Below are 20,167 nucleotides of genomic sequence, written 5' to 3'. Positions count from 1 at the left end.
GGAGAACCGATCAGCCGGCTCACAGTGTGTCTCTCCTGAAACTCGCTCATGTTGATGGTGACCATGAAGCGCTCTCCCCCGAAGAGCATGTCTGCCACTGCAAGGCCGCTTTCAGTCTTGCCCACACCGCTGGGGCCCACCAGGAGGAATACACCTATGGGTTGGCTGGGATCCTTTAGTCCTGCCTTGGCCGCCTTGATCACCTCTGTAATAACTCCAAGGGCTTCATCCTGGCCTTTGATCCTCTCTTTCAGGTTTGCCTCGAGATCGATCACGCTCCGGGCCTGGTCTCGCATCACCTTTCCGAGGGGAATTCCCGTCCAGTCTGAGACCACTTTTGACACCACGTCCGGATCGACTTCGATGCGGACCAGGGGTGAATCTCCCTGAAGGCTGTCAAACTCCTTCAAGCCCTCTTCAAGTTGCCCTTTGAAATCACCCTCCTTTTCCTCCGAATCGGCCTGGCCACCGCTCTTGAGTTCATACAACTCTTTCCTTAAGCCAATGACCTTTCGACCAATCTCCTGCTCCTTGAGCCACCGGTCTTTGAGTTGACTCAACTCGGCGTTCAGTTCTTCCAGTTGGCCCTCGATCTCCTTGACACGATCTTCCTCAATGGCGATGCCATGGAGTTGATCCCGTTCCAGGGCCTCTTTCTCCCTCTCCAAGGCCTGAACTTTTCGCTCCTTGTCTTCAATCACATCAGGCTTTGCTGAAAGAAGGATCTTTACCCTGGCTGCGCTGGTATCAAGAAGATCCACGGCCTTGTCCGGCAATTGTCGTCCTGAAATATAGCGACTGGAAAGCTCAGCCGCTGCCATAATGCCATCGTCTCGTACAACCACACCATGGGCCTCTTCGTACTTTTTCTTCAATCCTCTCAGGATTAAGACGGCTGTTTCCACCGAGGGCTCATCCAGCTTCACCGGCTGGAAGCGGCGTGCCAATGCCGGGTCCTTTTCCACATATTTTTTGTATTCCGACCACGTGGTAGCGGCAACAGTGCGCAATTCCCCTCTTGCCAAGGCAGGCTTCAAAAGATTGGCCGCATCACCGCCTCCGGCCGGTCCTCCGGCGCCTATGAGGGTATGGGCTTCGTCAATGAAGAGAATAATCGGTTTCGGAGAAGCCTTGATCTCGTTGATGACAGATTTCAAACGGTTTTCAAACTCACCCTTCATGCCGGCCCCAGCCTGGAGAAGGCCCATATCCAAGCCAAGGATGGAAACGTCTCGAAGGAGTTCAGGGACATCTCCTTCCACGATCCTCAGCGCCAAGCCCTCAACCACGGCCGTCTTGCCAACACCGGCCTCACCCACTACAATCGGATTGTTTTTGCGCCTGCGGGCCAGGATGTCTATCATCTGGCGTATCTCCTGATCGCGCCCAAAAACGGGATCGATCTCGCCGGCTCTCGCCTTTTCCGTAAAATCGTCGCAAAAACGACCCAGGGCAGTGGCTTCGCCAGGCGGGCCTTCTTCTCTTACCGGGCCTTCGGCGGCAGAAAGTTTTTCAACCGACCCTTTGACAATATCCCAAAACTGCGAGTGGAGGGCATCCTTGCTGATGGTAGTCAAAAGATCGACGTAGCTGCCGCTGGCAAACTGAGTCGGCTTGTTCAAAACAGCCCACAAGATCGCCCCCGATCGAAGACGGTTTTCGTCAAGATCGATCGAAGCCACAAGCCAGGCCTCCTGGAACAGCTCCATAAGCAAAGGAGAAAAAACAGGCTTGGCAGCATTTCCTGTCCTGAATTCCTCTATGGTCTGTTCTATGGCCTTTTGCACCCTGCCCGGATCAAGGTCAAACTGGCGAAAGATCAAGGGCAGATCCGATTGGGGCTCTTCCAGAAGCTTGGCCAAAAAATGCTCCACCGTGACTTCGTAATGGGTGCGAGACACGCAAAACCCTGCCGCTGCCTCCAGACACCTTGTACAATACGAATTCAAACGACCCAAAAGCGACTTGATGTCAACTGTAATCATGGTGGTCTCCTGTTTCAGGATTGAATGTTCAGATGTTAAGCGATACCATCGATAGCCTATTCAAGATCAAGTTCTAACATGTCCTTTAACCTCCAACATTTTGTTCCGGATAAAAGGTCGCCCTTACTTCTCCCAAGTCATCACCCGCGAAAATCCAGGTGTCCCAGCCAAGTCTTGACCACTCGGGGCGGCCTAAACAAACACCTTGCGCCTCTCCTTCAGCCAACGTAAGCTCTACGTCATATTCAAGTGATTCGGTCACATAGAACTTCGTTAAGAAGCAAAGCTTCTCACAACCTTGCCCTCCGGGAAGGAGACCATGAAACTGCTCTTGATTCAAAGGGCCGATCTTCAGGCGAAACTTTCCCATGCGATCGTCAATCTCTTCTCCAAGAAAACTCTCACTTCCCAAGGCCCCTCCGGAGGCTCCCAGCAACAGCCTTTGATCTACGGGGATGCTGGCCCTCCTTTGAACACAGGGAATGACTTCAACCGGGATGTCACCTAGGGCATCCTGAAGCAAAACCCTCAGCCCCAAAGAGGATCGTGGAGATTGCGTGAGCAGCCCAATATAGCGAATGAGACCATATGCTTCTGAAACGTCTTCTCTGAATGGTTCTTCCCCAAGGCCCAAAAGAGAAAAAAGCCTTTCCAGATATTGAGGGTTATTCTCTTCCGCTACTTGCAAGAACTGCCGGTATTTGTTCCAAACCCTGAACAGGAGCAAAAAAAGACGATGATTGATAATGTCGATAAACTCTCTTGTCACCGACTCATCTTCCGCCGCCTCATCCATGAGGTCCTCTGTGTAGAAGGTAGGCAAAGGAGAAGAGGCGCCATAAAGGCCGAGGGGAGTGGCCGTGACCAGGAAATGCGGCTCATCACCGTTGATCTCCTCAATCCTGTCCACATCAGCCGGAGGAAAGGCAAGAGAAAGCTTGGGCCTTATTCTGATGTGCTCTATTTCACTCGACCCAGCAGATTGTTCACTCTCCGAGGAAGGACTGCCAAAGGAACGTAACAATCTCATCACCTGAAACAATGAAAAAGCGTGTCCCTCCTTGATCAGGTCGAATTTCAGATCAGAGGATGATCCCCCACCCTGACTGGCCATTGATAACGATCTCCTTTCATGGCCTCCTCCACGAAAAGCTGAGTATAACTGTTGATGGAGGCATAAGAGCCCAAGAAGTAATCAAGCACGGTTGCGAACAAAAAAAGGTCTCCCGGGCTGGCAAAATGGTCCTGGCGTAACTTCAGGGAAATCTCCTGGCCCCTCATCATGACACCGGACACTAGCCTGTTAGAAGGTTTTGTCTCAAGGTGCTCAATGCCGGCGATACGTTTCTTATTGGCAACAATACCGGTCCGATCTCGGCTTTCCGGAAAAATGTAAAGCCCCAAAAGGGCTCGAAGATTCTCAGCCTTTGCCAGTGAAACGTAGTTCAAGGAAAGATGAGACAACAGTCGCCACAAGAGGTTTTTCCCCAACGGGGGTAGAACATTGGTCGTGGCCGGCCGAATATTACTAAATTCTGCAAATTCAGGCGAACTACTCGTGGGCAAGGAGATATCTCCCAGTTGAAGGCTTTCCGGCAAAGATCCGTTAGTGCACAAAAGCTCAATGGAAAGGGTCTCTGATACAGGCGGACCTGCCTCTGGAGAATAGGCCACGGACAGATACACGTCGAGGCCTGCCTGAATGGGTGATTTTCTCACGTTCACATGATACACGGGGTTGTCTTGAGGTTGAGGATTGAAAACCTCAAAAGGCACATAAGGCCTCTGTTCAGCCGTGCCTTGGACAAAGCCGATCACTTTTTCCACAGAGTAGACCTGATAATGGGAGGCGTCGCTCCCGGAAGGACGAACAGGGTATTCCGTTCCCCGATGATCCAGGCGGATCGGGTCAGCGTCGTGTTGAAAAATGTTGATTGCCGGTGTCGCAGAGAGAACAAAATTCTCTTTTCTGACACGTGTAGGTGAAAAGGGGATGTCGTTGAGTTCAAAACTGATTTCAAACCTGGAACCATCTCCCCTGTCTTTCCAACGATCCCAGCCCGTAAGATCCAAAAAGAGGAACTTCCCGGGTAAGATCAAGTACTCCTGAAGAATCCGGTATCCCGGAAAGGACTGAGTTGGATAGGGAATCAGGCTCTCGTCATCCGAAAACCCCACCGGCTTTAGATGTTCAGGGGCGACAACTAAAGAACTACCATCATCCGCAGGCGCTATCACGATCTGTTTCAGATGATGTCGCAAAAGAAAATAGAGGTCTGCCGCATCGGCATAGTTGCCTGTGAGAAAGAAGCGCAAGGCTCGCGGCTGCCAATCAGAGAGCTTGGAACCACGCAACTCCAAGACAAGCTTGATCGCAGGAGGCCGGCCGGAAGGTTCAGAAAAAGAAGCCTCTATGAGATTGATGGGGTGGAGCTCCACATCGTAGCAGGTCCTGAAGATACAAGACGTCCCTTCTACCGGCACCGACGCAATCTGAACTCCGGCAGGTATGGTCATAGACTGCTTGAGGGTGGGCTTCGGGCTGAAAGCAACAATTGTCGCGCAAGGGATGGGCCTCAGGTAGTGGGGCCAAATCAAGTGAATCAGTTCGTGGATAATTTCCGGAAATTCATCGTCGAGCTTCTGCCTGAGCAAACCCGTGAGGAAAGCAACCCCCTCAAGGAGACGTTCCACATCCGGGTCGCTCGCTGGACCACTGAGCATGGGGGCCACGGCAGGATGCGCTTTAGAAAAAGCTTCCCCGAGATCTCTAAGATTGTCGAGTTCATCTTGGAAATAGCGGTTAAACATGGATATTCGTTGAATTGGTTACATTGTCTAAAGTTGCTTTTCTAGTCAAGGTGGAAGCCTGCTTCGCCGGGCGCTGTGCACGGATGGAGGTTGGAGGAGCGTCCTGCCTCCAACCTCCAACCTCTAACCGCTTACCGTCTAACACTGATTTTCCCGCCAGAGCCAACAACACTCTGAAAAACGATAGACTCCTTGTGGTCCTCTGTTGCCAATCTGCCGGTAATCTGAAAACCCAAGGAAAGGACATCATCTTCTAGCGGAACAAAATGAACCCGGACTGCCTTCAAGCGGGGTTCATACTTTTGTATTGTCTGCCTAATCGACCTCTCAAACTCCCTCACGCCATCAGGGTAAGCGCTCACGAGGTCGGTAAAGTCGGGCACACCGTAATCTTCCCCGATAGGCACACTACCCTGCCTGGTGTTGAGAATTCGCTGGAGGTGGTTTAATACGGAATCGACGACCCTTTTTGGGTCTTTCCTTGTCCGGTTCTCCGGCTCCTCTTGCCAGGCTCTGATCCTTTCAAGGAGTCTGTCTTCGCGCATTGGCCGTTAACGGTTAGCTTCCAGTTCCCGATGGAACCTGCCGATCCTCCTGCTATTCATTTGTATAAGATATCTCCTTGCGCGTAAAAAAGGCATCACTCACGACGCGCTGGAACGGCCAACAAAAAACTAAGTTCTTTGTGACCAGTGATCAATATGTTCGACCCCGTCAGGCTCATAGGTCCACTGAATATACCCAAAGACGAAGGTCACTTCCTCTGTGGGCGGGGCATTCGCAGCAGCCGGGTCAATGACATCCGGACTGACTCGAACGACCGAATTAATCCTTGCTTCATCGATCTTGACGGTGAAAAATTGTTGGGTGGTTCCATCACCAGCAGGGCTCGGCCTGAAAAACCGGAACGTGGCCTCTATAGCCTCGTTATTACACAAGGCCTTGGCCAACAACGGCGAACTTTTGTCAATGCGCTTCGTAATCCTGACTGGTTCATACGTTCTCTCGCCACTCGCCATGCCCGATGAAGCCTCACGCGCCGTTCGCACGGAATCCTCAAATGAAAGGCATTCTATGGTGTTCTCCCTGCCCATGGAAAGAATTGTCGAGTCACCATCAATCTTGGTGCCATTGGCCAATAATTCAAGATGCACTGTCATAGCCATGATTTGTGTTCCTCCTTTTTATTTTTTAATCCTTATCAAGCTTACCCACCAGAGATAGGGTAAAGAAAGCGCCCATGTACTTGAAGTGGGGTCTTACCTTGAGTCCCACTCGATACCAACCCGGCTCTCCCTCCACATCTTCAACAGTAACCTGCGCCTGGCGGAGCGGTCGCCGGCTCCTGACTTCAGGCGCTGGATTCTCCATGTTCGCCACGTACTGGGTTATCCACGTATTCAGTTCTCTTTCCAGATCCCCCCTTTCTTTCCAGGTTCCGATGTTTTCCCTTTGAATGACCTTCAGGTAATGGGCCAGCCGGTTGATGACGAACATGTAGGGCAACTGCAATCCCAACTTGTAGTTGGTTTCTGCTTCTTTTCCTTCCTTACTGATGCCGAAGAATTTGGGCTTTTGGACCGAGTTGGCTGAGAAGAAGGCTGCGTTATCACTTCCTTTTCGCATGGTCAAGCCCATAAAACCCTCTTCTGCCAGTTCGTACTCCCTTCTTTCTGAGATGAGCACCTCGGTCGGGATCTTTGTCTGGACAGCGCCCATGGCCTCAAATTGGTGCAGAGGAAGGTCTTCCACTGCACCTCCACCCATGGGGCCGATAATATTGGCACACCATCGGTACTTAGCAAAGCTGTCAGTCAACCTCGAAGCAAAAGTAAAGGCCGCATTACCCCACATGTAGTCGCCGTGACTTGCAGAAACATCTTCCTCGTAGTTGAAGGCCTTTACAGGCTGGGTGTCCGGGCCATAGGGAAGACGAAGCAAAAACCGGGGCAGTGCCAAACCTACGTAGCGGGCATCTTCAGACTCCCTGAAGGATTGCCACTTCGTATACTGGGGGCCTTCAAAAATGGATTTGAGATCCTTAAGCTGAGGAAGACCGTTGAAATCGTCAAGACCAAACATGGATGGACCGGCAGCCGCAATAAAAGGTGCGTGAGCCATTGCTGCTACGCTGCCGAGGTACTGAAGGAGCTTGATGTCTTGCGGACCCGCTCCGAAGTCGTAGTTGCCAATCATATTAGCATAGGGTTGTCCACCGAACTGACCGTATTCTGCTGTGTAGGCCGTCTTATACAACCCTGACTTGACAACCTCAGGAGAATCCTCAAAGTCTTCCAAAAGGTCCTCTTTGCTCACGTTAATAATTTCAAGCTTAATATTTTCCCTGAAGTCGGTTCTGTCCACCAGGAATTTCAAAGATCGCCAACCAGACTCGAGCTTCTGAACCTCTGGGTGGTGCAAGACGGCATCCAACTGCAAGCTGAGTTTTTTGTCGACTTCCGCGATCATGTCGTCGACAACGGCCTTGGAGATCTTGGGCACAACACGCCCTGGTTCAAGGAGTTGAGCAATCAAAGCCTCCACACCCTTTTTCGTCACCCCGTACGCCTCATCCGTAGGTTGGAGTTTGGTGGCGTTAACAATCTCGTCCAATATAGAAACCTCTTCTACCGCCTCGGCTGCCGGGGCAGCTGCCTGTTCTTGTTCTTCTGCCATAGAATCACCTCCTCTGTCTGCTTATTTGTCTTGTACACCCAGTTCCTTGAGTAGTCTTTCCCGAGCCGCCTCATCTTTGACGAGTTCTTGAATCTTCTTCCGGAAATCAGGAAGGTTGCTCAACGGCCCCTTGAGAGAACCCAAGGCTTCCCTGAGTTCCAAGAGGCGATTCAACTCAGGCGTGTTTTTGGCGATAGCCTCTGGTCCAAAGTCTTTCATGGATTCAAACTTGAGGGACACGTTCATGTCTTCGTCAGGCTCCCCGGAAAGTTTGTTGGGCACGGTCACACTCAATCCAATGTTCTGCGCCTTAAGAACTTCGTCGAAGTTGTCCTTATCTATGTTGACAGGCTCTCTTTCCTCCAACATGCGATCATCCTCTTTGCCCGTAAAATCGCCCATGACCAGGATCTTCAGAGGAAGCTCCACCTCTTCCCGGGCATCACCGGTGGCCGGGCGATAGACGATATTCACCCGTTCTCTCGGGGCAACTGATGCTTCTTTAGCCATAAGTACCTCCTTTGTTTGTTATAAGTTATTATAAATGACTATATGAGTCTAGAAACCGATTAAACCAATTTAACCAACACTTCCCTATCATTTCCCCAACCGCAATGCCTCGGCCGGATCAAGCTTTGCGATACGGTTCAAAATATCGGCAGACCGATCCTTTTCTGCTTTGTCCGTATGCACTTTAAGCCCGAGCCACACTATCTTAAGTCCTTCTAACGCCAGATCCGGGTCCCAGTCCTCCAGTCTGTATATCTCAATGTCATCAAGAATCGCTTCCAGGTGGGGCACGGCAAGCTTTGGTTGTTTGGAGTTCATCAATACCTGAGACAATCCCAGACGCCACAATAGACGCCGCCTCTTGGAAAAACTGCCACGAATTTCTTGTTGGAGAGACGTGACAGCTTCTATGAGCTTTTTCTTCTTTGCCAGGACATGGGCCTTCTGGATCGTTTCCGCCATATGCTCACCCTCTGCGGCGCCAGCCGTCCCAAGCGGTTCAGCCACTGAGGTTCCTCCTCCAAGCCCGATGCCCTTGAGCCATTGCTGCGTCTCGGCGTCACCAAAGGGGGTCCCATCTGAGAACAATAGACTTTCAATGCCCGGAATGCGATGAACAAGATAAGCTGTTTCCCGGCAAACAGTGTCGTGGGCATCCTGGTACTGATCTCCCAAACCGGCCAATGCTTCTGCTACAAACCGATTCAAATCCAGCCAAAGCAAAGCCCCTTGGAATCTTTCTTCTGCTGCTCGCAGCAAGGCTTCCCAATTTCCTTTGTCTTTCAGCCCTTTCAAATCACTCTGAATAGTCTCATGCTGTAACGGAGGCGGAATATCGGTCCGGCCATCTGTGGCCGGCGGAAGGGCTTGAATCATCGACCACCCTGCTATCCTTCTCCACCGATACGCCTGGGCATTGGATAGATCCTCGTTGTAGAAGCAGTCAGCTGCTCGACGCATGGTTTGAAGGGCGCCCCGCAACAGCTTTTGGGCGTCTTTCTCAGAAACGATCTCTTCTGGCTCTGCCGGAGGGGCTACCTTTTGGGGCTTCCCGGTCTCGGGCTTCGGTGGTGCCTGGGGTTCTGCCTTCTCATCGGAGGACGGCACCTCGGGCTCTGGCTTCTTTTCTGCCTGCACGGGTATGCTGTCTATCGACCTTTCAATGGGCCTCAGCAAGGGAGCCTCGTCCAAATATCCCTGCAAAAGCTCGTCGATCTGCTGAACTTCTTGCCTGAATTCTTCAATCTTCTCAGCAGGAAGAGGTGCGGGCTTCAACGACTCCAGTGCCCCCTCACTTTTTTCGAGCCACCATTCTATGGCCGCGATACGTCCCCTCATACGTTTTTTTGCTGGAAACAGATCATCCCAAAATTGCTCCAAAAGATCGCGATATATCTTTAAACCAACCGCCAATCCTTCTATCTGACTCATATGAATTTGGGCCACAGCCAGATAGCTTGCCACCAAGAGATCCTTTCCTTTGGTTGCTAAAATCTCGGAGGCAAGCTTATTCACTTTTTTCCAGTCCGTTCTATCCGAAGCAGTAGGATTGGACAGCTTATCGATTTCCGCCTGAAGCTCCTCAAACTCCGGCTCATACCGCACATCCGAGCCTGTCGGTTGATCTGCACTGATAGGTTCTTTACCGAGTGACAATAGCTCCATTTTGCTCAGTCCCTATGTGGCAGATAACCTCCAACAACGCCAGCGGCGCCTCTGCCTCCAACCTGTAACCTCAGACCGCCAACTTTTTCCCAGACCCTGACCACAGCCGGACAAAGTCAGTGGGCGCCAAAGCCCGCTTAAAAACAGCTAAATACGTCCCGTCTGAACCCCCGCCCATAAAGATGGCATTGGGAACATCGTTGATGCGGGCCTTCAGCAGGGCATGCCAAAGACCTGCAAGCGTACGTGGGTCATCAGACGGCCCTCCATCGAGCGGGACACAGAAGTCCATCTCTTGTGAAAGGCCTGCAACCTTGTTTTCCAACCCCCTGTCATTCCATTTCTCCAGACTTCGACTTACAGATCTAAACTCCGACCATTCAGGATAAGGCGGCTTTATGATCTGAACATCATCTTCAAACTGTTCAAATTCCGCAAACCTTTTTGCGGACAGATACTCCATTTGATTCCAGGTCTTTTCGCAGGCCAAGGGCAAGAGATCCCACTGATCTCCCCACCCTTCCAGGGGGCCTGTTCCCATGATCAAGAGGGGATATGGCCGGCCAACACTGTCACTGCTGTCCCTTGCAACGCCACAAACAAGGGTCTCTTTCCTGGGCCCTCTCGCCCAAAAACGCCACGAGCAAAGGTTGGAAACATGGCGCCCTTTTGAACTGAGAGCCTGATAACCTTTTTCCACCCAATCGGAAAAGGCCTTCACTAACGGGGCCTTTGGACCGACCGAGAAATAGTCCCTGGCCACGGGATGCTTGCCCCAAGCCGCCCACTGCCAGGCGTTCGCCGACTCTATTGATCCCAGCACGTTGCGATAGTCCTCGGAACCCTTCCCGGCGCACCTCTTAGGAGCTTCAGGACCGGTTCGTGGCCTTTGAATCGATATTTCACCTTGATATGTTTGATCCCCAGACGTTTCAGGGCCGCTTCTTCTTTAGGAAACTCGCTCGGATAAAAGGTGCGCTGTCCGGTTCCGAAATCCTTCAAGAACTTGGGGAACCCCTGATAACCTGTATACTTCTTCGTCAAGACCAGCTTACCTACCTCAATCTGAAATACGACGTCCCCACAATCCTGAGCGGACCAATCAAAAGTCTTGCTCACGGGATAATTGAGATTGAGCAGAGTTCGGGTCTCGTTCGCACATTGGACTTCAAGCCGGGTGGCCTGGGCCCTCAACTTCGCGCCCTTGTTGGTATCAGTAGGGAGGCCTCTAATAGAAACCGTGTAAGTTCCCTTAACAGGTTTTGCGCTCCTGGCCCCTTTTGTCAGAAAAGAAAGGAAAGATGGCTCAAAAGGTATCCTTTCACCCAGAACCTTCTTTGCATAGTAACCTTTTTTCAGACTTCGGCCGATAAAAGCCTCTGCCGGCCCCTTGACAAACTTCGTAGCAAAGCCCCCTTCTCCCAAAAGCAGCTGGTTCACAGACTTCTGGTCAGAAAGGCCTTGAAGCTCTACCAACACCTCCTTTTCCCAAAGGTCCTGGAGATGACAAGCCGTTTCCATACGCACGAAATACCAAAGATAGTCGAGTGGCCCGCTGACGAGCCCCCAAAACATTTTCTGGGCGGACTTGCCGCTCAACATATAAGCTTTGAGTGTGTTAATGCCGCTTTGGGCAACCAGAAAAGGCGATTTGCCGGTGGCCGGATCTTCATTGTATGCTTGGGCGGCCATCTGGAATGCCACGGCCCTGGAAGCAGAGGCCGGGGTAATCTCAGACAAGGCTCCTCGATATTGTCCAAAGGCCTTGGCTGCCATCAACTCAGATTCCAAAGTCTTTCCGGTGTCCAGTTTGCTCATCTTTTTTTCCAACTTCGTAATAAGGGCCTTACCTTTCTTTGTTGCTTTTACCAGAGCCCCTTTTTCTTTATAGGCAGCCTCTTGAGCCGCTTTGATCTTGGTGGTTCTAAATTCATAAACCAGATCAACCCAGGAAGGCAAACCCTTTTCCCCTAACAGAGGTTCCAACTCCGTGGTCATTCTGCGCAGGAGCGAAAAATACGGCCCTTCATCAGTGCCCATTCTGGCTGCTGCCTGCTGTCGCTCCTCCCTGCTCTGAAGCCTCCGCGCGCCTTCCGGAAAGCCGGTCCCAAACTCGTGCCAGGCATTTACATAAGCCTTCCGATACCACCCTTGAAACTCCAGTTTCTTGCTTGCAACGATCAGAGGATCCACAAGAGCCGATTCTATCTCATTAACGAATGAGTCCACCTTTGCTTTTCCTTCCAGTGTAAAGGCAGACGCAACAGTTGTTTCCTGTGCAGCTTGCAAGCTCCCTCGCCAGAAATCTTCCAGACATACATATGAAAGGGATTCATCTCCGTTAACCCATGTCGCGATCCAGTTCAGGTTTGTCTCCTTCAGGGTCAGGACATGCTTCAACCATGTCTGCAATTCATTCATCTCCTGGTTGAGGCCTGGTTTGTCCGATCGCCAGATCAAATAGTAAAGGTACAGGTTTGAAAACTTCTCTCTGATTTCCGGGATAACTTTTTGGTCGGCCATTAACACGATGGGCGCATAAGATGGCTGGGGCCTGGTTTGAAGCGTTTCAAGGGTCTCACCTTCGAGCCGGGCATGCAAAAGGTTTATGCGCCTTGCAAGATGGGCCACATGTTGGCCAAGGATCTCATCGGGTGTGGCGCTGGAGAAGTCCGCCATCTCCTTTGCCATCACTTTATCAAGGGGAACCAAAAAGCCACCCTTAAACTGTTCGCAGTATTTGTCCTTCAGTCTGGCCTCAACCTCTTTGCTTTCGTTCAACCCGAACCTGGGAATCCACCAACTGCTATTCTGCTCTTCCACTCCCACAATGGCCTGGCGAAAGTGATCCATGATAATCACATCCGACACGACCTCGCCTTGCAACACAGGGGGCTTTGTAAACTCTCGCGACACATCCCTTAATGTCCTCAGATTCTTCACAAAAGAAAAGCTCAGAAGCCCGCAAATCGCAATTGCGACAGCAACCCATGAAGTCAGACCAAGATTTCTGGTCAGTTTACTCCATTCAATAGCCCTCTGAGTGGGGGCGAACAGACGTCTGTCCTTTGGCAGTATTCGTCCGAAAAAGTCGTGGAGGAACAATCCCTTATTTGTTCCCGGCAAAACGTCTCTTTCCTGGATAAGGCCCAGGGCGCTCAAAAAATGGGAGTACGGACTCCCCTCCTGGCGCCCGCTGCTGAAAAACAGCCCTCTCAAGATGGGGGTCTCCTGGTAGGGGTTTTCCTGAAAAGCTCCGTTGATAAAAGACGTCAGACCCACTTTCAGCCGTTCAAACTCTTCAGGGAAAAGGAGCAAACTCGGATCGACACCCCTGGTGTCTGACTTGTGGAAAAGCAGGAGTCTAAGATCTCTTAAGCGATCCCCTATAGAATTGATAGCACGGTCGTGGAAGGCGGCAACATCTTTTGACAGGTCATGATTGATCAGCCCCATGGCCTGATCAAGGCCCTTGTCCGGCAGTTGATCACAAAATTGAGTCATCCCTTGAACCAGGTCGCATTTGGTCACAAGAACGTATACCGGAAACCTGGTTCCCAGAACCCGCATGAGCTCATCAATACGACGGCGTATGCTTCGCCCATCTTCTTGCAGGGATTCGGGCCCTGATTCAAGCAGCTTGTTGGCCGCAACGGTCACAACAAGGCCATTTAGGGGTTCCTTTTTCCGATATCTTGCCAGAAGACTGAGGAACTTCTGCCATTCGTCCTTATCACGGCCCTCGTCCACAGGAATGGCATACCTGCCGGCAGTGTCAATCAGAATGGCCTGCTCAAAAAACCACCAATCACAATTCCTTGTTCCGGAAATGCCCGATGTCCGTTTCACCTCTGCAAAAGGGGAAGAAAGGCGAGCGCTTGTAATAGCCGTAGTCTTGCCCGAACCGCTCTCTCCCACAACCATATACCAGGGAAGCACATAAAGAGGGTTTCCGTACTTCCTGAGGTGAGAATGCCTCAAGGCATCCATGGCCTCTTTCCAACGATCTTGAAGCTCCTTGGACTGCCCTCTGTCTTTGTCTCCCAGGCTCTTTACGTAGGAGTCATCCTGCGCAATGATCTCTTGAACAAAATCCTGTTCCCGGCGCCTAAGCCATATTTTTCTGAAAAAGACCAAACTGAGCCCCACGCCCAGCAGGCCGAGCAGGACAAAAAAACCGACCCACCAAGGCCAATCTAAACTCAGTACGATCCCGAAAACGAGAACAATGCCCAGCAAAACTGCGGCTACGATCAGAAACCATTTAAGAACCTTCAAAAGGATCTGCTTCATGTTCTGAATCCCTAACCCTTCAAGATAGTCTCCCCAACATTACTCAAGATAAACCGGTAGATCAAAAACAACGCCCCATAAAGGACCACGGGGGCTCCGAGGCACATAAGCGTAAAGGCGGAAAAACGAACCTTGCCTTTCTGTGGAACAAACTCACCCGAGTCCGCAGGATAGGCTTCCGGGAAGAGATCTGTGCGGTCAAGTGAAGGGAGCCCCACCGAGCTCCCCGTGAGTAGCTTCAAATTCGACGTCTTTAATTGCTCCAGGAGATATTCGTCTCCTTCATTGCAATACCGCCCCATAAAACCCATAGCCAGACATAGGTAATAGACTTCTCTCACATCCCTCTGATGCGGGCCAAGGGCATTTAAACGATCAAAAAAGATCTCGCCTGCATCCGTCGTCTGATAATAAAGGCGCTGGAGTTGTTCTCCCTGCCACCGACCCTTCTCGTTCCACGAAGAACTCAGAATCGCCTCATCAACCCAGGCACAAATGGCAAAGCGTGCCAGGTCGTATTCCTCCTGCGAGAATGATGCCTCCCTCAGGCGGCCTTCACTCTCTGACATCAGGCGCTGCACATCTGCCTTAACTTGATCAAAAGGTGGTTGCTTTGTGGCCACTGTCTTTAAAAAATAGGCCACATAGGCGACAAGTTCCATAAAACAGTCAGTCAAGCGCATGTCTAAGATCTCCCCACAACCATGAGTTCCACCTTTAAATCTTCCGGGGCCGCATCCCAGTACAAAGCAATATTATAACCCTTTTGCACATTGGCCCATTGATCGCCATGATGGTCAATCTGAAAATAGACTGAATGGGCGCGACGGGGCAATTCCTGCGGCGGCACTGGAAGGTGCTCCAACTTTATGCCTGGAAGCGCACGGGCAATCAGAATGGGCAAAGACTCCCTTGAACCTAACTTGGCAATGGTTTCCAAGGACTGAAGAACAACCTGCGGGTCCTCTTCGGTTTCAAAAACCAGGTAGAAACGGTTTCGTCCTTCAAAAATCCCGGGAGACAGCTCGGCCGCAAAATACGTTCCGTCATATACGAGCTGCATCACGTATTCCGGCCCGGCCGTAATCTCATCCAGGAGTTGTGTGACCAGGCCCTGGGCAGCGGAAAAACATTCCCACAGGGCTCCGTGATCATAGCCGGGCACAAGACGGGTTCCATCTTCGATTTCTCCCATGACATTGACCGCTTCTGAAAAAGAAGAGAGCTCTCCTATCAACTGCCTCAAGACGGCATACACCGTCCATGGATGAACCTGCTGTGATTCCGTCAGATGAAAAAGAAGGGGGATATAGCGGTTCAGTGACCTCAGGGCCAAAAGAAAAACCATGTCTCTTGCCCCGAACTCGGCCGTATGAATGCCCCTTTCACGTTTGTAGGATTCCAAGTGGCGACCGCGAGCAGCTATCTGGTCTCTGATCTCCTTAACAAGCTTGGAGAGAGGTTCTGAACTGGAAATGGTAAGGCAAGGAGGGACAAAACTTTCCGAAAGGGTTATCTCTTCGCCCACCCTTTCCAGTTGAGCCACCGGAATAAGGACATAATCTCCAAGCTGACCCCTTTCTGTCTCCCAGAATATCTTGAGGGCAAAGTTAAGTCTCTTCACTTGAGCGGGCGGGCCGCCCTGATGCAAATCCTGAGCCTCTTCCGGGTCAGCAGTTGTCACAAACCTGCTGCTCACATCCGAAATGTTCTCAAGCTTCGAGACAACCGTGACATTTTCCCCAACGTCATTCCATTTTCTCAGACCCACAAAGACGGTAAAGGGTTTTCCCCCTTCCACCCAAGCCTCGTCAAAAGAACGGGCCTCGACAACCGCATTTCCGGGGTAAACCACATAAGTCATGTCCGGAAATAGGAATTCACCTCTCAGAAGGCCAAACGACCGGGTCCCCAAAGCGGCTTTCTGGATCTCAAGGTCCCCGGCGCCCCAAAAGTGGGGTTGAAGGAAGGTGTGAAAGGGTGTGAGCAAAGACTGAAAATGGACATCTTTCAGCTGAAAATGCTGGGGTTGCAAAAAAAGGCCTTGATGCCAAAAAAGAGGTCTCTCCATATTTTTACTTTCCCCCGAATTTCTGAATCTGTTCCGAGCCCAACACGAGATCAATATTCAGTGGACCTGGTTTTGCAACCTTGGTTCGCCTTATGAGGCCCTTTTTCTCCACATACCATGGAACATCGTAAAGCCGGACCATCCCTTCTTTCTCGATCAGAAAGTAACCGGCCACAACAGCCACGTATCTTGCCCCCTCGGCACGGTCCAGGGCAGTGGTCAGATCTTGTCCTGGACGAACGATCAGGCGTTTGGAACTGACCACACTGGAATCAAAACGGTTACATTCCAATAGCTTATAAAGCCCATCATCGTCTCCGGTAAGCTGATTAAAGGCATTCGGGTCTCTGAGTTGATACACACAGACAAGCAGAGTATGAGGATTTCCCTCATAGAGATTGAGTTGAGAATCTGCCTTCATGTTAAGATGGATAGCCTCTTTTTCATATCGCCACTCCGAAGGCGGAGGCACTGGTTGAGACGCACATGAACAGAAAAAGAAGATGAATAATAACAGACACAGCCCTTTGAGGATCTTTTTCACTTCTGTCACCTCCTTATCGCAAAGACAACTTTTGAGAGTTCTTTTCAAATTCCCTTAGGAACTCATCCATGAATCGTCCGGATTCAAACCACTTTTTGACCTTACCAAAATTCTCTTCATATATCTCAAAAAATTCTGCCTTACGGAGTGGACCGAACTTCAATCCGCCACGACCGCCTTCGGAGATTCGTTCAGGGTCGAGTTCAGCAAGAATCTGGTTCACCTTCACATGAGCCGCATTCTTAAAGGCCTGCTGCGCAATCAGAAAGGCCTGTTTGATCTGCCCAAGATAGCTCTCAAGGGATTTAGTCTGGTCTTCTCCTGCCACATGAAAACCGATGACCTGCCTGATCGTTTCCTCCCCTGTACTCTCACCCGTAAGGGTTGTATTGATGACACTCACCAATTCGTTGAGTGTGTCAAAGATCGTGTTCAAGGATTCCGCCAATCTTTCCAGGATCTCCGTGGAGGTGAGATCGGCCTGGGAGACTTTCCTCCCCAGCAACAACGAGAAGACCCTTGAGAGAAATTCTTCGTCAACATCAACGCTGCCGGATATTTCGTGAGAGGCGCCCTTAAATTCAGCAGTCAGTTCCTCCAGCAGTGTCAATCTTTCGCCGGCGGGAAGCTCATTGAGTCTTCTTTCAAGAAAAGCCTCGATCAGGGGTTCTGCCTGTAAATTGTCAGATCCATAAATCTGCCTGATTTCATCCGTCACTTGCTCTAAGGATATCTGGTTGGTCATTGCCCTATTTCCTGTCCTTGAGCCTGTCCGGACTCAGGATCACTGTCTGGGCTAAAAAGTCGTCTTCTTCAGATTTATCTTCAGCCTTCTTGGAAACCTCTGAGACTCCTTGCTCTTTTTTCAAGGCAGTGTCCTTTCCAGGGACATCAATACGGCCTGACTGAGGTGTCCCAGGGGTTCTGGCTGGATGTTCAGCCTTTTCCGAAGGCGAGATAATCACGGTCTCAGGCAAAGCCTCTTCTTTTGGGAAAGCAGGGGCTAACACATCTTTTTCCGGCGGAGCAGGCGGCGCCTCCTTCGTCATCTCTGAAGAAGAAATAATCACGGTCTCAGGCATGGGCTCTTCTTCCGGCTGAGGAGGCGCTGATACGTCCTGCCTGAAATCTTTAGCCGAAAGAATCACCGTCTCAAGGACCTCTGTCTCGTCTTGCGAGCCGTCAACTGCCTGGTCCGCCCCCCCCCCTGCTATAGTTGAAAAAATCACTGTTTTTTCTAACCCATCTTTAATCTCAACTTTATCCTTTACTATTTCGTGCTGCTCCACATCAAGGTCCGCACGCCATCTCTCCGTAATGTTCACAAGAATGTCATGAATCGCCTCATTGTCCGGGGCATGCTCTTGTTGATCAACCGCGAGCGCTTGCCGGAGTTTCGGCTCTGCATGACCAACAGTGACGGGGCCCTGCCAAAACAAGCTGGCTTTGACTTCTTCCCTCAGACTCTCCAGCCCTTGCCGGAATTCATCTATTGACCATTTGGAATCCCCCCTCAGGCTGGCATTCAACAAAGACCACCCCAAACCGAGGGACTTCTCCCAAAGCTGCAGCCAGTCTTCGCCAAGAGTCTTTCCCATCCGGCTTTCCGGATTCCAAAAGATGTTTTCAGGCAAGCAAGAACCATTCCACCCGCTTTCAGGAAGGGTTTCAACAGAGGCATCATCGCGAGATGCCATCTTTTCCAAACCTTGTTCCAGAGCCATATATACCTCTGAAACACCTTGTTTCTTATTAACAAGAAGCGTGTAGAACCAGACAAGCCCCAGAAAATGGATGCCGTAAGATGGAGGAGATTGGGGAACAAAAGGCGCCTTGACGGCGCTTCCCCCCACATCTATAAGCCTAACCCTAAAATTCCAGAAAAAGGGCAGGAGACCACTCTGATCACTGAGCTTTACCCAAATGCGATTTAGAGATAATCCGAGATCGGGATGCCTGTAAGTATCGAGCCCCGAAAAGACCGTTTGGGCAAGCTCGCCAAGGAAAGAGAGTTTCAAGTACAAGACTTCCAGAAAATATCTTTGGTCCGCACCAAAGATAAAAGGCGCCTTGACCGGATCATCTCGTTCCAGGGACTTAAGGCAACTGATCCTGCCCGGCTCTTGTTTCTCAGCAAGGTGTGCTTCCAGTTCTTCAAAGGAGGCCCCTGAGATAAGAGACAAAAAATCCGGTGCGTTGACGGACATGGCCTCAAAAATCAAAATGTGGAATGGATAAAACGAAACCGGGACGATTCTTGACAGAGCCAAGCCATCAGCCCCGTAGCACTCCTGGTGGTTGGGGCATTTCGCACATGGAAACTGGTCCATGTGTTTTTTGCCTTCCGTCAGCTGAGCGAATTCTTTAACTAAGTCCCACCGATCTTTCAGAATGGGTGGATCAGAACTCTCCAATGCATGGATGAAAAAATCGGATTCGCCCACTAAATCAAAACACGACGGACAATACAAATAACGCTTAAGGGATGTTAAATAAGGTTGGAGCCCAAGGCTGGTCAAGAGATGGTCATCATAGCATTGTTGAAGAGGCGATCCGCAGGTTGGGCACTGAGGGTGAAAAAAAATCCGCTCCTGGTTACAATAAAACAGAGACTGAAAAGGTGATAGCCTTCCGTCTTTCTCGATTTGGTCCGATAAGACTACCACTGAACCGTCTTTGGCCTTGCCTGAATAAGACGAAAAAGCCCTTTGCCAGCACTCATCAACATCCTGGTTGTTAACCGGCCACAGCTCATCTCTTGGAAGCAAGTATTCGTCCTTTTGCAGCAAAACGAATACTCGTTTTATCTTGCTTCCGGCGTCAGTTACAAATCGAGCTTCAATGAGACGACCAAGAGGATCTGATTCATTTATGACCAAAAACGGGAAAGGGGCTTTTCCGTCAACAGATCTGTCTTGGGAGATCAAAGAGAACTCCAAGTGGAACTTAGCCCCACGGGGTTCAAGATAAGGACGCAATGAGGGGATCTCAATATTGCTTTTCACCCTAAGTGCCTAACCCGGACAAGCCGGAACCAAACAAGGATAGTTCAATACTATTAGGAATTCCGTCTTGATGGCTTACCATAGTATTCGTCAAGCGGTTAGGGTTGCGTCCGCCTTAGGCGGATTTCGGTGCTCGGTTTACGTCAAACGGCCCGCCCTGGCGCGACACCAGAATAATAATGGCTGCCATATGAAAAAGCCAGGCTGGGCCAGGGTTTTGAAAAATGACGCAACCGACAGCCGTAGGACGTAACGAGTAGCGTAACCGATAGACCATAGACGTTAACTTGAATACGACTGAAAATTTTCTGTCAGAAAAAATACGAATTTTGTTGATAACACACTAAAAAACCAGAGTAAAATATTGCTTGCGGGGAACTTCGATACAAGCCTGGACGGCTGCCATAACCGATATGGACCTGCCAACCATTCGCTCAAGAAGAGCCTGTTGACAACAATAGTGCAAATAAACCCTAACGTTGCAAAAGTCGAGGATGCCGCAGATCCAAGACGTCACACATGAAGCTGTAGTAGTTTACCGTCCGCCGCAGGCGGAACAACGCAGGAGATGCGGTATCCCTCCTGCGGCGGATCTTCGACATCGGCT

Annotated in this window: 15 protein-coding genes; all 15 read right to left on the bottom strand. The window is 50.7% G+C overall.

Going from position 1 to position 20,167, the window contains the following annotated elements; genetic code table 11:
- On the bottom strand, positions 1 to 1,985 hold a 1,985-nt coding region (gene tssH, locus JW883_09610), incomplete at its 3' end, for a type VI secretion system ATPase TssH (GenBank protein MBN1842520.1).
- 85 nt (positions 1,986 to 2,070) lie between these two features.
- A complete protein-coding gene (gene tssG / locus JW883_09605; GenBank protein ID MBN1842519.1) occupies positions 2,071 to 3,099 on the bottom strand; it encodes a type VI secretion system baseplate subunit TssG in 1,029 nt (342 codons plus the stop codon).
- The gene (tssF, locus tag JW883_09600; protein ID MBN1842518.1) at positions 3,063 to 4,796 is read right to left on the bottom strand and encodes a type VI secretion system baseplate subunit TssF; all 1,734 of its coding nucleotides are present in this window, start codon (positions 4,794 to 4,796) and stop codon (positions 3,063 to 3,065) included. Before tssF ends, tssG begins: the two co-directional genes overlap by 37 nt.
- A 131-nt stretch (positions 4,797 to 4,927) precedes the next feature.
- Complete coding sequence (gene tssE / locus JW883_09595; GenBank protein ID MBN1842517.1) at positions 4,928 to 5,341, bottom strand: type VI secretion system baseplate subunit TssE; 414 nt, start codon at positions 5,339 to 5,341, stop codon at positions 4,928 to 4,930.
- A gap of 129 nt (positions 5,342 to 5,470) precedes the next feature.
- Positions 5,471 to 5,962 carry a type VI secretion system tube protein Hcp gene (gene hcp / locus JW883_09590; GenBank protein ID MBN1842516.1) on the bottom strand — a complete coding sequence of 164 codons (492 nt, stop codon included), beginning with the start codon at positions 5,960 to 5,962 and terminating at the stop codon, positions 5,471 to 5,473.
- A 25-nt stretch (positions 5,963 to 5,987) separates the two neighbouring features.
- On the bottom strand, positions 5,988 to 7,472 hold the full coding sequence (gene tssC, locus JW883_09585; protein ID MBN1842515.1) for a type VI secretion system contractile sheath large subunit: 1,485 nt from the start codon (positions 7,470 to 7,472) through the stop codon (positions 5,988 to 5,990).
- A gap of 21 nt (positions 7,473 to 7,493) precedes the next feature.
- Positions 7,494 to 7,982, bottom strand: coding sequence for a type VI secretion system contractile sheath small subunit (gene tssB / locus JW883_09580; protein ID MBN1842514.1), 489 nt, complete (start codon positions 7,980 to 7,982; stop codon positions 7,494 to 7,496).
- A gap of 87 nt (positions 7,983 to 8,069) precedes the next feature.
- On the bottom strand, positions 8,070 to 9,647 hold the full coding sequence (tssA, locus tag JW883_09575; protein MBN1842513.1) for a type VI secretion system protein TssA: 1,578 nt from the start codon (positions 9,645 to 9,647) through the stop codon (positions 8,070 to 8,072).
- A gap of 70 nt (positions 9,648 to 9,717) precedes the next feature.
- Positions 9,718 to 10,470: a type VI secretion system-associated protein TagF gene (gene tagF, locus JW883_09570; GenBank protein MBN1842512.1), complete on the bottom strand. Its 753-nt coding sequence runs from the start codon at positions 10,468 to 10,470 to the stop codon at positions 9,718 to 9,720.
- Complete coding sequence (locus JW883_09565) at positions 10,455 to 13,940, bottom strand: type VI secretion system protein ImpL (protein ID MBN1842511.1); 3,486 nt, start codon at positions 13,938 to 13,940, stop codon at positions 10,455 to 10,457. Before JW883_09565 ends, tagF begins: the two co-directional genes overlap by 16 nt.
- 11 nt (positions 13,941 to 13,951) lie before the next feature.
- Positions 13,952 to 14,623, bottom strand: coding sequence for a type IVB secretion system protein IcmH/DotU (gene icmH, locus JW883_09560; GenBank protein MBN1842510.1), 672 nt, complete (start codon positions 14,621 to 14,623; stop codon positions 13,952 to 13,954).
- 2 nt (positions 14,624 to 14,625) lie between these two features.
- Positions 14,626 to 16,011 carry a type VI secretion system baseplate subunit TssK gene (gene tssK, locus JW883_09555; GenBank protein ID MBN1842509.1) on the bottom strand — a complete coding sequence of 462 codons (1,386 nt, stop codon included), beginning with the start codon at positions 16,009 to 16,011 and terminating at the stop codon, positions 14,626 to 14,628.
- 4 nt (positions 16,012 to 16,015) lie between these two features.
- A complete protein-coding gene (gene tssJ, locus JW883_09550; protein ID MBN1842508.1) occupies positions 16,016 to 16,555 on the bottom strand; it encodes a type VI secretion system lipoprotein TssJ in 540 nt (179 codons plus the stop codon).
- Positions 16,556 to 16,568: 13 nt separating this feature from the next.
- Positions 16,569 to 17,300: a hypothetical protein gene (locus JW883_09545; protein MBN1842507.1), complete on the bottom strand. Its 732-nt coding sequence runs from the start codon at positions 17,298 to 17,300 to the stop codon at positions 16,569 to 16,571.
- A gap of 4 nt (positions 17,301 to 17,304) precedes the next feature.
- Positions 17,305 to 19,482 (bottom strand): hypothetical protein, encoded by a 2,178-nt coding sequence (locus JW883_09540; protein ID MBN1842506.1) that lies wholly within the window; start codon positions 19,480 to 19,482, stop codon positions 17,305 to 17,307.
- Between the last annotated feature and the right edge of the window lie 685 nt (positions 19,483 to 20,167).

The organism is Deltaproteobacteria bacterium (genome assembly GCA_016930875.1).
Taxonomy (GTDB): Bacteria; Desulfobacterota; Desulfobacteria; order Desulfobacterales.
Note: the sequence above shows the minus strand (reverse complement) of the source record. Positions and strands in the feature narration are given on the sequence as shown.

Bases quoted from the DNA above. Each gene is read 5' to 3' on its own strand.
- tssG (MBN1842519.1), bottom strand. From the start codon at position 3,099: ATGGCCAGTCAGGGTGGGGGATCATCCTCTGATCTGAAATTCGACCTG.
- tssF (MBN1842518.1), bottom strand. From the start codon at position 4,796: ATGTTTAACCGCTATTTCCAAGATGAACTCGACAATCTTAGAGATCTC.
- tssE (MBN1842517.1), bottom strand. From the start codon at position 5,341: ATGCGCGAAGACAGACTCCTTGAAAGGATCAGAGCCTGGCAAGAGGAG.
- hcp (MBN1842516.1), bottom strand. From the start codon at position 5,962: ATGGCTATGACAGTGCATCTTGAATTATTGGCCAATGGCACCAAGATT.
- tssC (MBN1842515.1), bottom strand. From the start codon at position 7,472: ATGGCAGAAGAACAAGAACAGGCAGCTGCCCCGGCAGCCGAGGCGGTA.
- tssB (MBN1842514.1), bottom strand. From the start codon at position 7,982: ATGGCTAAAGAAGCATCAGTTGCCCCGAGAGAACGGGTGAATATCGTC.
- tssA (MBN1842513.1), bottom strand. From the start codon at position 9,647: ATGGAGCTATTGTCACTCGGTAAAGAACCTATCAGTGCAGATCAACCG.
- JW883_09565 (MBN1842511.1), bottom strand. From the start codon at position 13,940: ATGAAGCAGATCCTTTTGAAGGTTCTTAAATGGTTTCTGATCGTAGCC.
- icmH (MBN1842510.1), bottom strand. From the start codon at position 14,623: ATGCGCTTGACTGACTGTTTTATGGAACTTGTCGCCTATGTGGCCTAT.
- tssK (MBN1842509.1), bottom strand. From the start codon at position 16,011: ATGGAGAGACCTCTTTTTTGGCATCAAGGCCTTTTTTTGCAACCCCAG.
- JW883_09545 (MBN1842507.1), bottom strand. From the start codon at position 17,300: ATGACCAACCAGATATCCTTAGAGCAAGTGACGGATGAAATCAGGCAG.